The following is a 14,819-nucleotide window of genomic DNA, read 5'->3' on the forward strand; positions in this document are numbered from 1 at the left end:
CGCGCGCGCCGCGACCGGCGCGAAGCCGGCGCCGCTGCGTCACGCTGTGCGCCGGTTGGATTCGCTTTTGGCGCGGCGCCGCCGCGGCTTCTGACGACGGTTTCTGGGTAGATCAAGTGATCTTGCCGCATCCGTTGCCGGCGGCGCAGCGGGCTCGCCGGGCGGCAGATCGGCGGTCGATCGAGGCGGCTCTCTCCGAACGGCGACAGCCGTTTCGAGCGTGGAGAGGAATTGCCGACCTTCTTCTGTGATCGACCAGCCTTCAACATCACGGAGCACGAACCTGGCCGAGAAGATATTCAGGTCCGGCGCATGCGCGAGCAGCCGCTTCATGCGATCGGTCCAGTCCTTGCCGCTGTTCATCAGGATTTCGACGGCATGCCGTACTTCGGCAACGGAGGCCCGCCCGGTGGGCTGGCCGGCCAGCACTTTCAAGACGGTCAGCTGGAAGGACACTTCCCCGTCTCCAATCACTGGGGGTGCAGTTTCCGGCAAAAGGGATCAGCCACAAGTGCGCGACGTCAATAACATGGTGCGGTTAACCTCAACTAAATGGGGCTAACCCGAGCGCGGAGGTTCCAGATTTAACCTCGCCGCGCGACATCAAGCTTAACGCGCGAGTTCGTTTGCCTTGATGCTCAGAAGCCCTCAGACATCAGCGTACCGGATATTGCCCTCCATCCGGGTCCACCATGGCGAAGCCGTCGCGCCAGGATATTCGGCGTGGCGGCTTCGTACATACGAACCGATCGAATTGACTGAAGAAGCCGTATGACGAAGCCTGACTGGATGTCGCTTTGGCACGTGTGGACTGTGATTGTCCCACGGCGAACAATTACGAGCGAGTTGGCTTGGGGGCGCGTCTGGCGACGGTTTGACGGACGATCGTGGATATACAAGCGGTTCGCCGAACTTGAAATCGAAGTGGACCGCTGATCCAAAGCGCCCGCAGGGCTGCCGCGCCCGCGGCTGCTAGGCGGTTCGTAGTGAGCGGGCAGCCCGTTGGAACGGAGGCGCCGCGGGAGGCACGGTGCCAACCGCGCTCAGAAGTTAGCACGAACGCCATTGCAGCCCTTGTTAGTTGGGTCACAGTCGCAGCGGCGGGCCTTCATGTGCCCCCTTGACCGCCATCCTCAGTCGAACTGGATCGGCTCCGATCCCGGATAGGCGTGCGCGACAAACTCGCAGAAGGCGCGGGCCGCCGGAGAAAGGCGCGACTTGCTCTTCCAGGCCAGACCGACGTCCATGGTGTGCACGTCATCGTCCAGCACCTTGACGTCGATACGATGTCCCTCGAGGGACCAGGGCCGATAGACCATGTCGGACAGGATCGTGATACCCATTCCGGTCGCCACCATGCTGCGGACCGCCTCCACAGACAGCGTACGGAAAGTCACGTTGGGGACATGCGGGGTGCGCTGCCAGTAACGCATCGCGGAACGTTCGGCCTCGTCGACCGTCAGCATCAGATACGGCTCGCCGGCAAGATCGGCCAGCGTGACCTTGTCCTTGCGCAACAGCGGGTGATTGGCGCAGGTCCAGAGCCGGCGCGGAGACCGCAGCAAGAGGCGTGAATGGATGCTGCGCCGATCATGCAAATTCGAGACAAGCATGATCGCCGCATCGACGCTGCCTTTGACGAGGCTCTGCTCGATGGCATCACGCTGAAACTCATGAAGCCGCACGGTAATGCCGGGAAAGGATCGCCAGAAGCGCGACAGCAGCGGCGGCAGGAAATACCCGGCCACCGTGTAGCTGACCGCGACGTCGACGGTGCCGTCGACCTGGGTGCCCCAGCGGTGCGGCCCCCGCATCGCATCCGACACGCTGGCTTCGATGGCGCGGGCGCGCTGCAGGAATTGCTGACCGTCGACGGTGAGCGTGACGCCGTTGGAATGCCGGTCAAACAGCTTGTGGCCGAGATCGGCTTCAAGCGCCTTGATCGATGCCGTGACGGCCGATTGCGTCACGTTGAGCGCAGCCGCAGCCGCCGAAACCCTGCCGGATTCCGCGGTGGCAATGAAGTGGCGGACCTGACGGAAAGTCAGGGTCATCAATTTTTCCGATATCAGTGACTACTTTTTCGAATTTTACAATCGCCCCGCGCGTCGAAAAAATCAATCGTTGCTTCGCGTAGGGGACCGCAGCTCGATGACTTCCCAAGGCTTGGAGTTGGTCGCTCGCGACGTCAGCGTCCAATTCGATGGCCTGAAAGCGCTGTCGAACGTGACCCTGGCTGTCCCCCGCGGCCGCATCACCGGATTGATCGGGCCCAATGGCGCGGGAAAAACCACGCTGATCAACGTCCTGACCGGATTCCAGACCGTCGGCACGGGAACCGTCGAGCTGGAGGGCGCCGCGATCGGCGGCATTGCCGCGCACAAACTGCGGCGGATGGGCGTCGCGCGCACGTTTCAATCGGGACGATTGTTCCGCGATCTCCCTGTTCTCGACAACCTCGAAGTGACGGGCGTCGGCCTCGGCCAGAGCCGGCGCGACGCGATTGCGGAAGCCAGGCGCGTCTTGACCTGGCTCGGCATTTCGCCGCTCGCAGCCACGATTGCCGGCGCCCTGCCCTATACCGACGAACGCCGCGTCGCGATCGGCCGCGCCATCATGTGCACGCCGCGCTATCTGCTGCTCGACGAGCCCGCGGCCGGCATGTCCGAGCATGAGAGCCACGATCTGGCCGCAGTTATCAAGCGGATCGCCGGCGAGCTCGGCATCGGCGTTCTCCTGATCGAGCACAATATCGGGCTCGTGCTCGAACTGTGCGAACGCATCTTCGTGCTGGATTCCGGCGAGATCATCGAGGTCGGCGCGCCCGACCAGATCCGCCGCAGCGACGCGGTTCGGCATGCCTATATGGGCACCCAGCAGGACGAGGTCGTTCCGGCGCTCGCGGAAGAGGCCGCGGCGTCATGACCTTGCTGGCGGTCAACGACATCACCGTGAGCTATGGGCGCCTCACCGCCTTGCGCGGCGTCACGCTGACCATCGCCGAGGGCGAAATCCTGTTCGTGACCGGCCCCAACGGCGCCGGAAAGTCGACCCTGCTGAATGCGATCGCCGGCGTCGTGCCGACAGGCTCGGGCAGCATCACGCTGGACGGCGCGCGCGTGACCGGCGCAGCACCGGAAGAGATCGCGCGGCGCGGATTTTCGCTGGTGCCCGAAGGACGCAACGTGTTCGGCGGCCTGACCGTCGAAGAGAACCTGAAAGTCGGCACCGGCATGCGCGCCGACCGGACCAGGATTGCCGGCGATCTTGAGTCCGTCTACCGGGATTTCCCGATGCTGGCGGAGCGTCGCCACACGACGGCCGGCATGCTGTCGGGTGGTCAGCAACAGATGCTGGTGATCGGCCGCGCCTTGATGGCGGCTCCCCGCATCATGGCAATCGACGAACCGTCGCTCGGCCTTGCGCCCAAGATCATCGACCAAGTCTACGAGATCCTGATGCGGCTGCGCGCGCAGCGCAAGCTCACCCTGCTGATCGTCGAGCAAAGCTCGACCCGCGCCAAGATGACGGGCGGGCGAATGGTCCTGATCCGGGGCGGACGCATCGTGCTGGAGGGTGAGGCCGCCGACATGGTCAAGGACGCACGGCTGAAACAGGCCTATTTCGGCTTCGGGGACCATTAGACCATGACTGCCGCCCTGCAAATCGTGTTCGACGCGTTGAGCCTGGGCAGCCTTTATGCGCTCGGTGCCCTCGGAATCGCGGCGGTGTTCGGGGTCATGCGCCTGGTGAACTTTGCGCATGGCGACTTCATCGCCTTTTGTGTCTTCGCCATGTTGTTGCCGTCGGTCGATGCTGCCGCGATCGTATTTGCCGGCCGGCTGCCATTTTACCTGCTGATCCCCCTGCTGCTGCTGGTCGGCGCCGGGCTGTCGATGCTGTCGGAAGTCGTCGTCTTCCGCCGCTTCCGCAACGCCAATCCGGCGACCATGATGATCGCGTCCTTTGCGCTCGGCTTCGTGATCCGGCACCTGCTGTTGTTGCTCTATTCGAGCCGCCCGAAGTCGATCACGCTGTGGCCGGGCCTCGGCCTGCCGGTAGAGTTTCTCGGCGCCCATATTCCGATGCTGCAGGTCGTCACCATCATCATCACGCTGGTGGTGCTCGCCGTGCTGGTGCTGTTCCTGAAGCGCACGCGCTACGGCCTCGAGATGCGCGCCGCCGCCGAGAATTTCACCATGGCCCGCATGCTCGGCGTGCGCGCCAACGGCGTCATCCTGCTGGCCTTTGCCATCAGCGGCATGCTGGCGGCGGCGATCGGCCTGGTCCTCGCCACCAATTCCGGCACCGCCGATATCGGCATGGGTGCCAATGTCATGCTGATCGCCTTCATCGCGACCGTGATCGGCGGGCTCGGCAGCGTGCCCGGCGCGGTCGCCGCCGGCTTCCTGATCGGGGCTGCAAGCGTCGTGTTCCAGGCCACCCTGCCGCACGATGCCCGCGTGTTCCGCGACGCCTTCGTCTATGGCGCGGTGATCGTGGTCCTACTGGTTCGCCCGCAGGGCCTGTTCGCCCCAAAATCCGCCAAGCAGCGAGTCTGATCCATGTCGCGGCCGCCATCCGTCATCCGGCAAACGATCATCACCCCGATCATCCTGATCGTGGTGCTGCTGGCCATGACGGCCCTGACCTATCAGTTCGGCAGCCGGGCCTTTAATCGCACGGCGATCGAAATGTTCATCAACATCATGGTGGTGGTCGGGCTTTACGCTTTTGTCGGCAATTCCGGCCTGCTGTCATTCGGGCATATCAGCTTCATGTGCCTCGGCGCCTACATGACGGCATGGCTGACTATCCCGCCGGTCATGAAGTCGATCACGCTCAAGGGATTGCCGGCCTGGCTGCTGCACACGCAATTGCCGATGTGGATCGCGACGCCGATCTCCGGCGCGTTCGCGGCGCTCTTTGCATTGATCGTCGGACGCATCATCATGCGGCTCTCGGGGATTGCCGCCTCGATCGCCACCTTCGGCCTGCTCGGCGTCGTCAACAACGTCTATTCGAACTGGGACTCGGTCACCGGCGGACAGGGTTCGATCGTCGGAATTCCGCCGACCATGAACGTCTGGGTCGGATGGCTGGGCGCCGCGGTCGCCATCGCGATCGCCTATCTCTACTCGGTGTCGCGCTCGGGACTGGCGCTGCGCGCGGCGCGTGACGAGGCTATCGCCGCCAGCGCCTCCGGGGTGGATATCGTGCGGGAGCGGCTGGTCGCCTTCGTCGTCAGCGCCTTCATCATCGGCCTGGCCGGTGCGCTCTATGCGCACTTCCTGAGCATCGTCAATCCCGGCTCGTTCTACCTGCGCACCACCTTCATCGCGCTGTCGATGCTGGTGGTCGGCGGTATGTACAGCCTCAGCGGCGCGGTGTCCGGCGTGGTCGCGATGTCAGTGCTGATCGAGCTGTTTCGCAACCTCGAAAGGGGTTTCAGCGTCGGCGGCCTGACCGTGGCGCTGCCGAACGGCGCCCAGGAGATCGCGATCGGCATCATCACCATCGTCATCCTGATCTACCTGCCGAGCGGCCTGACCCGCAACCGGGAATTCACATGGCGCGGCTGGCCGCTGCAGCGGCGCCTCGCACCGCCGGTACAGACTGCGCTGAAGGAAACCAACTGAAGTTCGTTGCATCATTGGAGGAGTGGATCATGCGTTTTACCAAGATACTGGGGATATTGGCCGGCGTGTCCACATTGTGGCTCACACCGTCCCATGCCGCGAACGAGATCGTGGTCGGATTCGCGACCGCCGCATCAGGCTTCATGCAAGCCTATGACAAGCCGGCACAGGATGCCGCCCTGATCCGCATCGACGAGATCAACAAGGCGGGCGGCTTGCTCGGCAAGAAGATCAAGCCGGTGTTCGCCGACACCAAGACCGACCAGGCCGAAGGCGCCAAGGCCGGACTTGCGGTGCTCGACCAGGGTGCCGACCTCGTCATCGTCTCCTGCGACTACGATTTCGGCGCACCGGCCGCGCTGCAGGCGCAGGCGGCCGGCAAGGTCTCCTTCTTCCTGTGCGCCGAATCGATCAAGGCCGGCATCCCCGGCGTCGGACCGTTCTCGTTCTCGGCCTCGGTGCTGGCGCCGGTGCAAGGCGCGACCATGTCGGAATGGGCCTATACCAAGAAGAATGTCCGCAGCTTCTATCGGCTGCTCGACAGCTGGACCGTCTACAACAAGGGCATCTGCGACGGCTTCGACTGGATGCTGCCCCGTCTGAAGGACGCCACCCTCGCCGGCAGCGACACGTTCAAGAACGACGACGCCTCGATCGCATCCCAGATCACGCGGATCAAGAGCCTGCCCAAGGAACCTGACGCCATCATGCTCTGCACCATGATGCCGGGCGCCGTCTCTGCCATCAAGCAGATCCGCGCCGCCGGCATCAAATCGATGATCCTCAACGGCTCGGGCGTCGACGGCAGCTACTGGCTGAACGCCGTGCCTGACCTGTCAAACTTCTACGTTCCGGTGCAAGGCTCGGTCTATGGCGACGATCCGAACCCGAAGGTCAACGAGTTCAACAAGAAGTACAAGGAAGTCACCGGCGGCGATCCGTCCAGCCAATACGTCTATCCAGGCTACGTCCTGATCGACGTCTGGGCCAAGGCGGTCGAACGCGCCAAGACGACCGACGCTGCGGGCGTGGTGGCCGAGCTCGAGAAGATGACCAACGAGCCCACGCTGTTCGGGCCGCGCACCTTCAACAAGGACATCCACCACCAGAACCAGGGACGTTATCTGATCGTCGACACCGAGGCCGGCAAACCGAAGGTGATCGATCAGTGGACGATCTCGGAAAAAATCCCGGTCGATTATTTGATCTCCAAGTAACTCTGCGAGCAAGCTCGCCGCGCATCGCTTGCGGATGCCTCGTCGCATCCGCAGGCGGGCCGGCCGATCGGATCACACGCAACAGCCCGGAACAGGACAACGGGAGGAAAGTGAAATATGGTCGTCATCAATTGCGACATGGGCGAAGCCTACGGCCTCTACAGGATGGGCGATGACAAGGCCCTGATGCCTCATATCGACGTCGCGAACGTCGCCTGCGGCTTTCATGCCTCCGACTTCAATCACATGCGCAAGACCGTGCAACTGGCCAGGCAGCATGGCGTCAAGGTCGGCGCCCACCCGTCGCTGCCTGATCTGCAGGGCTTCGGGCGCAGGGAGATGAAGATCGATCGCGACGAGCTCGCGAACTGCCTGCTCTATCAGATCGGTGCGCTCAAGGCGTTCCTCGATGCCGAGGGCATGCCGCTCAATCACATCAAACCGCACGGCGCGCTGTACGGCATGGCATCCCGCAACGAGGACATCGCGGAGGCGGTCGCCGACGCCGCCGATGTCTACAAGGTGCCGCTGCTGGGCATGAAGGGCACGCTGCATCAGAAGGTCTACGAGCGCCGCGGCCACACCTTCGTCGCCGAATACTATGCCGATCTCGACTACAACGCCGACGGCAGCCTCATCATCACCCGCGAACACGACGCCAAGGATCCCGTCGATGCGGCTTCACGCTGCACGCGCGCGGTGAACGAGGGCAAGACCCGCACGGTGGCCGGAAACGACATCATTGTCGGGGCCGATTCCATCTGTATCCATTCCGACACGCCCAATGCGGTTGCCATCGCGGAGGCGGTACGCGAAGCAGTGCGTCCCTATCTGACCGCACCCTGACGCATCGCGCCACGACGATCGAAGCGAACACACGAGGACATTCCATGGCCACTCAGCAGATACTCTCGCCGCTACCGGGGATCTTCTATCGCAAGCCCGCCCCCGACAAGCCGGACTACAAGTCCGATGGCGACAGCATCACGGAAGACGACACGATCGGCCTCATCGAGGTGATGAAATCATTCAACGAGGTCAAGGCGGGCGCGGCGGGCAAGATCGTGCGCTTCCTGGCGGAGAACGAGGAAGCCGTGATGGCCGGCCAGCCCATCGCCGAGATCGACGTTTGAGCCGACCAGCATCCATGACGATCAAGAAGCTCCTCATTGCCAACCGCGGCGAGATCGCCGTGCGGATCAACCGCGCGGCACGCCAACTCGGTATTGCGACCATGCAGGTCTACAGCAAGGCCGACAAGGACTCGCTTGCCGTCCGCCTCGCCGACGAGGCGGTCGACATCGGTCCGCCGCAGGCCTCGAAATCCTATCTCAACCAGGAGGCAATCCTCGCCGCGGCCAAGGCCAGCGGTGCCGACGCCATCCATCCCGGCTATGGCTTCCTTGCGGAGAACGCCACCTTCGCCGCGGCCGTCGAAGCCGCCGGCCTGACCTTCGTCGGCCCCACCGCACAATCGATCCGCCTGATGGGCGACAAGGTTGCCGCCCGCGAAGTGGCCGCCGCTGCCGGCGTTCCGACCGTCCCGGGCAGCCGCGGACGCCTGGAGTCCGCCGAGGCCGCCTTCGCGCTGGTCGAAACGACCGGCTTCCCGGTGATGATCAAGGCCGCGGCCGGTGGCGGCGGGCGCGGCATCCGCATTGCGCGAACCGCGGAGGAATTTCATCACCTGATGCCGCAGGCCCAGGCCGAGGCGCTGGCGGCGTTCGGCGATGGCGGCCTCTATGTCGAAAAACTGGTCGAAGGCGCCCGGCATATCGAGGTGCAGGTGCTCGGCGACGGCAACGACGTCATTCACTGCTTCGAACGCGAATGCTCGTTGCAGCGCCGCCGCCAGAAGGTGTGGGAAGAAGCGCCCTCGCCGTCCCTGACGCCGGCGGTGCGTGGACTGCTCTGCGCGTCAGCGGTCGCGCTCGCCAAGGCGGTGAACTATCGCGGCGCCGGGACGATCGAGTATCTCTATGACGACCGCAGCCATGAATTCTACTTCCTTGAGATGAACACCCGCATCCAGGTCGAGCATCCGGTGACGGAGATGGTGACCGGGATCGACCTGGTGGTCGAGATGATCCGGATCGCGGGCGGTGAGCGGCTCCGCATCCGTCAGGATCAGGTGCAGGTCGAAGGCCATTCGATCGAGGTCCGCATCAACGCCGAGGATCCCGCGAAAGGCTTCATGCCGAACCCCGGCACGGTGAGCGCGCTCAGCATCCCCGGCGGAGACGGGGTGCGTTTCGACAGCATGCTCTATGCCGGCTACACGGTGCCGCCCTTCTACGACAGCCTGCTCGGAAAACTGATCGTTCACGATCGCGACCGTCCCAGCGCCATTGCGCGGCTCATCCGCGCGCTGGCCGAGCTCGAGGTCGAAGGCCTGGCGACGACCAAGCCGTTGCACCAGGCTCTGGCAGGCGATCCCGACGTGCAGGCCTCGCGTTTCCACACCGCCTGGCTCGAGCCGTGGCTCGCCGCGCATGCCGAGACCCTTGCGGCGGCAACGACGCCGCCGTTCGCTACACTCACTCCGACAACCGCACGATAACCCGCCCCGTCAGCAACAGGAGGCCGCAGTCCCATGCAAACCAGATTTTCCTTCGGCGGCGACGAGCACATCTTTGCCGAAGTCGACGAAGCGATGTCGCTGGAGGCCTTTTTCAAGAGCCTCTTCGTCACCAACGCCGTGCGCGACGCCAGGATCAAGGGCGTGACCGAAATCTGCCCGGCCAATGCCTCCTACCAGGTCAAGTTCGATCCGGATCAGATCAAGCCCGACGACCTCCTCGCCGAACTGAAGCGGCTGGACTCGTCGACCGAGAAATCCGAGCCGGTCATCAAGACGCGGATCATCGAGATCCCGGTGCTCTACAATGATCCCTGGACGCACGAGACGCTGATGCGATTCCGCGAGCGCCACCAGAATCCCGACGGCACCGACCTCGAATACGCGGCGCGCATCAACAACCTCCACAGCGTCGATTCGTTCATCAAGGCGCATTCCAGCGCGCCGTGGTTCGTCTCGATGGTCGGATTCGTTGCCGGCCTGCCCTTCCTCTATCAGATGGTCGAGCGCCAGCGGCAGCTTCAGGCTCCGAAATATTTGCGTCCGCGCACCGACACGCCGAAGCTGACGGTCGGACACGGCGGCTGCTTCAGCTGCATCTACTCGGTGCGCGGCGCCGGCGGCTACCAGATGTTCGGCATCACGCCGATGCCGATCTACGATCCGAACCAGAAGATCAGCTATCTCCGGGATTTCATGTGCCTGTTCAGGCCGGGCGACATCGTGAAATGGAAGCCGATCGACCGGCCGGCCTATGACGCTGCGGTTGCCGATGTCGACGCCGGCCGCTTCGCGCCGGTGATCCGCGACGTCTCGTTCTCGCTGACCGAATTCAACCGCGACATCGATGCCTATAATCGCAAGCTCGAGGGGGTGCTCCATGCCCATTAAGGTCTTGAAACCGGGTCTTGCGACCACCGTCCAGGACCTCGGTCGTCCCGGCTATTATCACATCGGCATCCCGCTCTCCGGCGGCATGGATCGTCACGCGCTTGCGGCGGCGAACCTGCTCGTCGGCAACGAAGAAGGTGCCGCCGTGCTCGAAGCCGTCTTCATGGGGCCCGAGCTCGAGTTCACCGAGGACGCGATGGTCGCGGTCACCGGAGCCGAGTTGCCGCCGAAGCTCGATGGCGCGCCGCGCGAGACCTGGACCAGCTTCAAGGTAAAACGCGGCCAGAAGCTCTCGTTCGATTTCCTCAAACAGGGTGCGCGCGCCTACATCGCGATCGCCGGCGGCATCGACGTGCCGCTGGTGCTCGGCTCGCGCTCGACCTACGCGCTCGGCGCGCTCGGCGGTTTCAAGGGACGCAAGATCGAGGCCGGCGATGAATTGCCGGTCGGCGCATCGGCGGCGCCGGTCAAGGAAGGCCGCACCATCGCCAAGGAGTTGCGCGGGCTGCCGGCGGGGATGCCGACCGAACTGCGCGCCATGCCGGGGCTCTATTGGCACCGCCTCACCGAGGCCGCCGGCAGCGGCTTCTTCTCCGATACCTGGAAGGTCGCGCCGGAAGCGGACCGGATCGGCTACCGCTTCAAGGGCGGCAAGCCGCTCGCATTCGTTCCGCGCGAGCCTCCGTTCGGGGCCGGCTCCGATCCCTCCAACATCACCGACGCCTGCTATCCCTATGGTTCGATCCAGGTGCCCGGCGGCACCGAGCCGATCGTGTTGCATCGCGATGCGGTTTCCGGCGGCGGCTATTTCATGGTCGGGACCGTCATTGCAGCTGACATGGACCTGATCGGCCAGTTGCAGCCCAACACGCCGGTGCGGTTCGTCAAGGTCGGGATGGATCAGGCGCTTGCCGCGCGCCATGATCGCGCCGGACTGCTGACGCGGCTGCGCAGTTCCCTGGCGTAACTGCGCCGGGGCTGCTTCGACAACACGCAGCGTATCGGACCGGGTCCGTTCGACACGCTTGTCTGTGCGGCGGATGTCGTCATTCTGTGCGTCCGCCGCGTGATCCGATCGCGCAATGCGCGGAACATGACAAGAACCGATCTCCCGCGTTCGGGCACGGGAGTTGCAAGGGAATAGCAAGAAGGAAAGTCGCAGGAGCGGCGACGGGCCGACGGCCAACGCCCGAACGGTCCGCGTCAGCAGAGAAGAGACAAGATAGCAGTCGACGGCAGTGACGGAGCGCAAGATGCAGACCACTTACGCGACCAACGACATTCCCGCGCAACAACGCCGGCAGTACTGGCAGCAAGTCGTTTCCGACATCTACTTCTCGCTCGACCTTCGCTTCCTCGGAGGGCACGATTTCAACGGCAGTCTGGGCGCCTGGTCGCTCGGCCCGCTTTCGGTCTCGCGCAACGTGTCGGACGGCCTGCTCTACAAGCGCCACGAGCGCCATCTGCTCAATGAACGGGAAGAGTGTTTTCTGATTACGGTGCCGGAGCTCGCGGAAATCCGCTTCGCGCAGGACGGCAAAGAGGTGCTGTGCCGGCCGGGCGCGTTCCTGATCGAACGCAGCCATTTGCCATACGAGTTCAGCCATCGCGATCCGTCGGCGCTCTGGGTGCTGAAGGTGCCGAGCGCCGTGCTGAAGGCGCGGATCTCCTGCCCCGAACGGCTGGCGACCCTGCAATTCGACTGCAGCCGCAGCGTTGGCGGACTGTTCGTCGATACGCTGCGCCTCGCCGGGGAACGCATCGAGGAGATGGACGAGCCGGCCCGCGCCATGATGGGCCGGCACCTCATCGATCTCCTGGCGATGGCGGTCGAGTCCGACGAGCGCGTGCTGGCCGGGCATTCGTCCACGATCCGCAACGCGCATCTGCATCGCTGCGAGCACTTTATCCGCAGCCGCCTCGACGACATGCGGCTGACGCCGCAGATGGTGGCGGACGCCTGCGGTATCTCGCTCAGATATCTGCACCAGATATTTGAAGGCGAAGGCATCACCGTCAGCACCTATGTTCGCACTCAGCGCCTGGCGATGTGCGATGCCATGCTGCGCGATCCGCAGTGCCGCAAAAGCATCTCGGAGATCGCCTATCATTGGGGTTTCGGCGACCAGGCGCAGTTCAGCCGCAACTACCGCAGCCGCTTCGGCTGCACGCCGAGCGAGGCGCGGGCTGCGTCGCGCATGGCGCGTCCCTGACACGCCGCCCCCCTGCTCCGGTCTCTGCTTGATCGCGCGTTAGGCAGACAGCAATCCCGCGCCTCGTGCTCTCTTGCGCAAATCTTCCTGCGCTGAGCGTCAAGAGCTGCGCCGAAGGCCTGCCTACAATCCTTGCGACATCTGCGGAAATCCGCCGGTCGAACCGATCGCCTGTGCCAACCGGATCATCGATCCGGCGCGCGCAGCCGCGTCATTACCTCGTCCGGCCCGGGCTCGAAAGGAAGTCGTATCGTGCAGAACCTTCGCGTTGCCGTCGACGTCGGCGGCACCTTCACCGACATCTGCATCATGGACGAGGCAAGCGGCCTCATCCGCATCGAGAAGACGGCAACGACGCGCGATCCCATCGAGGGCATCATGGGCGGCGTCTCCAAGGCCGGCATCGACCTCTCCAAAGTGGCGCTGTTCTCGCACGGCACCACGGTCGCGACCAATGCGCTGATCACGCGGCGGCTGCCGCGCACCGCCGTCGTGACCACGCAGGGATTCCGTGACGTCATCGAGATCCGGCGCGCCAACAAGGAAGATCTCTGGGACACCTACAAGGACGTGGTCAAGCCCTATGTACCGCGGCGCGACCGCCTCACCGTGCCCGAACGCGTCGATGCGGCCGGCAAGGTGATCGAGCCGCTCGACGTCGACGCCGCGCGGGAGGTCGCGCGCATCCTAAGGCGCCGCGGCGTCGCCGCGATCGCGGTGTGTTTCATGAACGCCTATCTCAACGGCGCGAATGAGCGCGCGATGCGCGACATTCTGCTCAAGGAGATGCCCGATATTCCGGTGTCGATCTCCTCGCAGGTGCTGCCCGAAATCTTCGAGCACGAACGCTTCTCGACCACGGTCGCCAATGCCGTCGTGAGCCCGGTGGTCGTCAGCTACACCACCAGGCTCGGCGACCGGCTCGCCGATGAAGGCTATACCCGCGATCTCCTGCTGCTGCACACCGGCGGCGGCGTCATGACGCCGGCGAGCGTCAAGGATTTCGCCGCACGCCTGGCCGGCTCCGGAATTGCCGCGGGCGCCATCGCCAGCCGCTACATCGCCGGTCTGTGCGGCTTTCCCAATTCCATCGGCCTCGACATGGGCGGCACCTCGACCGACGTGTCGCTGGCCTATGAAGGCCAGTCGCGCATCACCAAGGACTGGTACATCGAGTTCGGCTATCCGATCCGCTTTGCCTCGATCGAGGTGCTGACCATCGGCGCCGGCGGCGGATCGCTGGCCTGGACCGATCCGGCGGGCTCCCTGCGCAACGGACCGCAATCGGCCGGAGCCCATCCGGGGCCGGCCTGCTACGGCAATGGCAATACCCAGCCGACCAACACCGACGCCAACGTCACGATGGGCCGGCTCGGCACCAGCCTTGCCGGCGGCAAGGTGACGCTTGATCCCGAGCTCGCGCACCAGGCGGTCGAGGATGGCGTTGCAAAACCGTTCGGCCTCGGCCTGCACGAGGCGGCGGACGCCATTCTCAAGGTCGCCAACGCCAACATGTCGGATGCGGTGCGCCTGATCTCGATCAGCCGTGGCTACGACCCGCGCGATTTCGCGCTGGTGGCGTTCGGCGGCGCCGGTGCCCTGCACGGCGTCGACGTCGCGCGCGAACTCGCGATCCCCGTCGTGATCGTGCCGCCGAACCCCGGCGTCACCTCAGCGCTCGGCTGTCTCCTGGTCGACATGCAGCACGACTTCTCGCAAAGCTGCATGGTCGGCGCCGATGAAGCCGATGCCGCCGACATCGAGGCGCAGTTCGCCGTGCTGGAAAAGGAAGCGCTGGCGCGGCTGACCCACGAGGGCGTCGCCGCGCAGGACATCGTGCTGCAGCGGTCGATCGACATGATGTATCGCGGCCAGTGGCGCTCGCTCGCGGTCAGCGCACCGCGGCCGATCGGCCCGATCAGCGATCTTGTCCAGAGCTTCCACGCCGAGCACAAGCGTGAATACAATTTCCGCCGGGACGACTCGCCGGTCAGCTTCTTCCGCCTCAACCTGAAGGCCATCGGCGTCGTCCCCAAGGCCGAATTCGCCGTGCACAAGGCCACCGGGGCGATCCCGGAGCCGGTCGATCGGCGCCGGGTCTGGTTCGACGGCAACGGCCTCGACACGCCGGTCTATCAGCGCGACGACCTGCCCTGCGGTTTCAGCTTCCAGGGCCCCGCGATCATCGAACAGGTCGACGCCACCACAGTGGTGCCGCCCGGCGCGAGCGCCGAGGTCGACAAATACCTCAACATCATCATCCGCGTGAAGGAGTGATCCG

Annotated in this window: 14 protein-coding genes; 12 read left to right on the plus strand and 2 right to left on the minus strand. The window is 64.5% G+C overall.

Annotated features, from left to right (window positions below; genetic code table 11):
- Positions 1–39: 39 nt before the first annotated feature.
- Positions 40–456 carry a hypothetical protein gene (locus tag V5279_RS27770; RefSeq protein ID WP_338689970.1) on the minus strand — a complete coding sequence of 139 codons (417 nt, stop codon included), beginning with the start codon at positions 454–456 and terminating at the stop codon, positions 40–42.
- A gap of 677 nt (positions 457–1,133) precedes the next feature.
- A complete protein-coding gene (locus tag V5279_RS27775; protein WP_338689972.1) occupies positions 1,134–2,054 on the minus strand; it encodes a LysR substrate-binding domain-containing protein in 921 nt (306 codons plus the stop codon).
- Positions 2,055–2,151: 97 nt separating this feature from the next.
- Here V5279_RS27775 and V5279_RS27780 point away from each other — a divergent pair, with 97 nt between their 5' ends.
- The 12 genes from V5279_RS27780 to V5279_RS27835 all read left to right on the plus strand — a co-directional run bounded on the left by V5279_RS27780 (position 2,152) and on the right by V5279_RS27835 (position 14,815).
- Positions 2,152–2,925, plus strand: coding sequence for an ABC transporter ATP-binding protein (locus V5279_RS27780; RefSeq protein ID WP_338689974.1), 774 nt, complete (start codon positions 2,152–2,154; stop codon positions 2,923–2,925).
- Complete coding sequence (locus V5279_RS27785; RefSeq protein WP_166297449.1) at positions 2,922–3,644, plus strand: ABC transporter ATP-binding protein; 723 nt, start codon at positions 2,922–2,924, stop codon at positions 3,642–3,644. Before V5279_RS27780 ends, V5279_RS27785 begins: the two co-directional genes overlap by 4 nt.
- A 3-nt stretch (positions 3,645–3,647) precedes the next feature.
- Positions 3,648–4,562 (plus strand): branched-chain amino acid ABC transporter permease, encoded by a 915-nt coding sequence (locus V5279_RS27790; RefSeq protein ID WP_338689977.1) that lies wholly within the window; start codon positions 3,648–3,650, stop codon positions 4,560–4,562.
- A 3-nt stretch (positions 4,563–4,565) separates the two neighbouring features.
- Positions 4,566–5,639 (plus strand): branched-chain amino acid ABC transporter permease, encoded by a 1,074-nt coding sequence (locus V5279_RS27795; protein WP_338689979.1) that lies wholly within the window; start codon positions 4,566–4,568, stop codon positions 5,637–5,639.
- A gap of 29 nt (positions 5,640–5,668) precedes the next feature.
- Positions 5,669–6,856 carry an ABC transporter substrate-binding protein gene (locus tag V5279_RS27800; protein ID WP_338689981.1) on the plus strand — a complete coding sequence of 396 codons (1,188 nt, stop codon included), beginning with the start codon at positions 5,669–5,671 and terminating at the stop codon, positions 6,854–6,856.
- 117 nt (positions 6,857–6,973) lie between these two features.
- Positions 6,974–7,702 (plus strand): LamB/YcsF family protein, encoded by a 729-nt coding sequence (locus tag V5279_RS27805; protein WP_029080253.1) that lies wholly within the window; start codon positions 6,974–6,976, stop codon positions 7,700–7,702.
- A 44-nt stretch (positions 7,703–7,746) separates the two neighbouring features.
- Complete coding sequence (locus V5279_RS27810) at positions 7,747–7,989, plus strand: acetyl-CoA carboxylase (protein ID WP_338689989.1); 243 nt, start codon at positions 7,747–7,749, stop codon at positions 7,987–7,989.
- Positions 7,990–8,003: 14 nt separating this feature from the next.
- Positions 8,004–9,416, plus strand: coding sequence for an acetyl-CoA carboxylase biotin carboxylase subunit (locus V5279_RS27815; protein ID WP_338689991.1), 1,413 nt, complete (start codon positions 8,004–8,006; stop codon positions 9,414–9,416).
- Positions 9,417–9,449: 33 nt separating this feature from the next.
- Positions 9,450–10,325, plus strand: a complete 876-nt coding sequence (locus tag V5279_RS27820; protein WP_338689993.1) for an allophanate hydrolase subunit 1 — start codon at positions 9,450–9,452, stop codon at positions 10,323–10,325.
- Positions 10,315–11,292: a biotin-dependent carboxyltransferase family protein gene (locus tag V5279_RS27825; RefSeq protein ID WP_338689995.1), complete on the plus strand. Its 978-nt coding sequence runs from the start codon at positions 10,315–10,317 to the stop codon at positions 11,290–11,292. Before V5279_RS27820 ends, V5279_RS27825 begins: the two co-directional genes overlap by 11 nt.
- Before the next feature lie 286 nt (positions 11,293–11,578).
- Entirely contained in the window at positions 11,579–12,538 is a 960-nt protein-coding gene (locus V5279_RS27830) for a helix-turn-helix domain-containing protein (RefSeq protein ID WP_338689997.1), read from the plus strand.
- A gap of 252 nt (positions 12,539–12,790) precedes the next feature.
- Positions 12,791–14,815: a hydantoinase/oxoprolinase family protein gene (locus tag V5279_RS27835; protein WP_338689999.1), complete on the plus strand. Its 2,025-nt coding sequence runs from the start codon at positions 12,791–12,793 to the stop codon at positions 14,813–14,815.
- Positions 14,816–14,819: the final 4 nt, after the last annotated feature.

The organism is Bradyrhizobium sp. 26S5, assembly GCF_036923295.1.
GTDB lineage: Bacteria > Pseudomonadota > Alphaproteobacteria > Rhizobiales > Xanthobacteraceae > Bradyrhizobium > Bradyrhizobium septentrionale.

Coding starts and splice junctions, on each gene's coding strand:
- V5279_RS27775 (WP_338689972.1), bottom strand. CDS start 2,054: ATGACCCTGACTTTCCGTCAGGTCCGCCACTTCATTGCCACCGCGGAA.
- V5279_RS27780 (WP_338689974.1), top strand. CDS start 2,152: ATGACTTCCCAAGGCTTGGAGTTGGTCGCTCGCGACGTCAGCGTCCAA.
- V5279_RS27785 (WP_166297449.1), top strand. CDS start 2,922: ATGACCTTGCTGGCGGTCAACGACATCACCGTGAGCTATGGGCGCCTC.
- V5279_RS27790 (WP_338689977.1), top strand. CDS start 3,648: ATGACTGCCGCCCTGCAAATCGTGTTCGACGCGTTGAGCCTGGGCAGC.
- V5279_RS27795 (WP_338689979.1), top strand. CDS start 4,566: ATGTCGCGGCCGCCATCCGTCATCCGGCAAACGATCATCACCCCGATC.
- V5279_RS27800 (WP_338689981.1), top strand. CDS start 5,669: ATGCGTTTTACCAAGATACTGGGGATATTGGCCGGCGTGTCCACATTG.
- V5279_RS27805 (WP_029080253.1), top strand. CDS start 6,974: ATGGTCGTCATCAATTGCGACATGGGCGAAGCCTACGGCCTCTACAGG.
- V5279_RS27810 (WP_338689989.1), top strand. CDS start 7,747: ATGGCCACTCAGCAGATACTCTCGCCGCTACCGGGGATCTTCTATCGC.
- V5279_RS27815 (WP_338689991.1), top strand. CDS start 8,004: ATGACGATCAAGAAGCTCCTCATTGCCAACCGCGGCGAGATCGCCGTG.
- V5279_RS27820 (WP_338689993.1), top strand. CDS start 9,450: ATGCAAACCAGATTTTCCTTCGGCGGCGACGAGCACATCTTTGCCGAA.
- V5279_RS27825 (WP_338689995.1), top strand. CDS start 10,315: ATGCCCATTAAGGTCTTGAAACCGGGTCTTGCGACCACCGTCCAGGAC.
- V5279_RS27830 (WP_338689997.1), top strand. CDS start 11,579: ATGCAGACCACTTACGCGACCAACGACATTCCCGCGCAACAACGCCGG.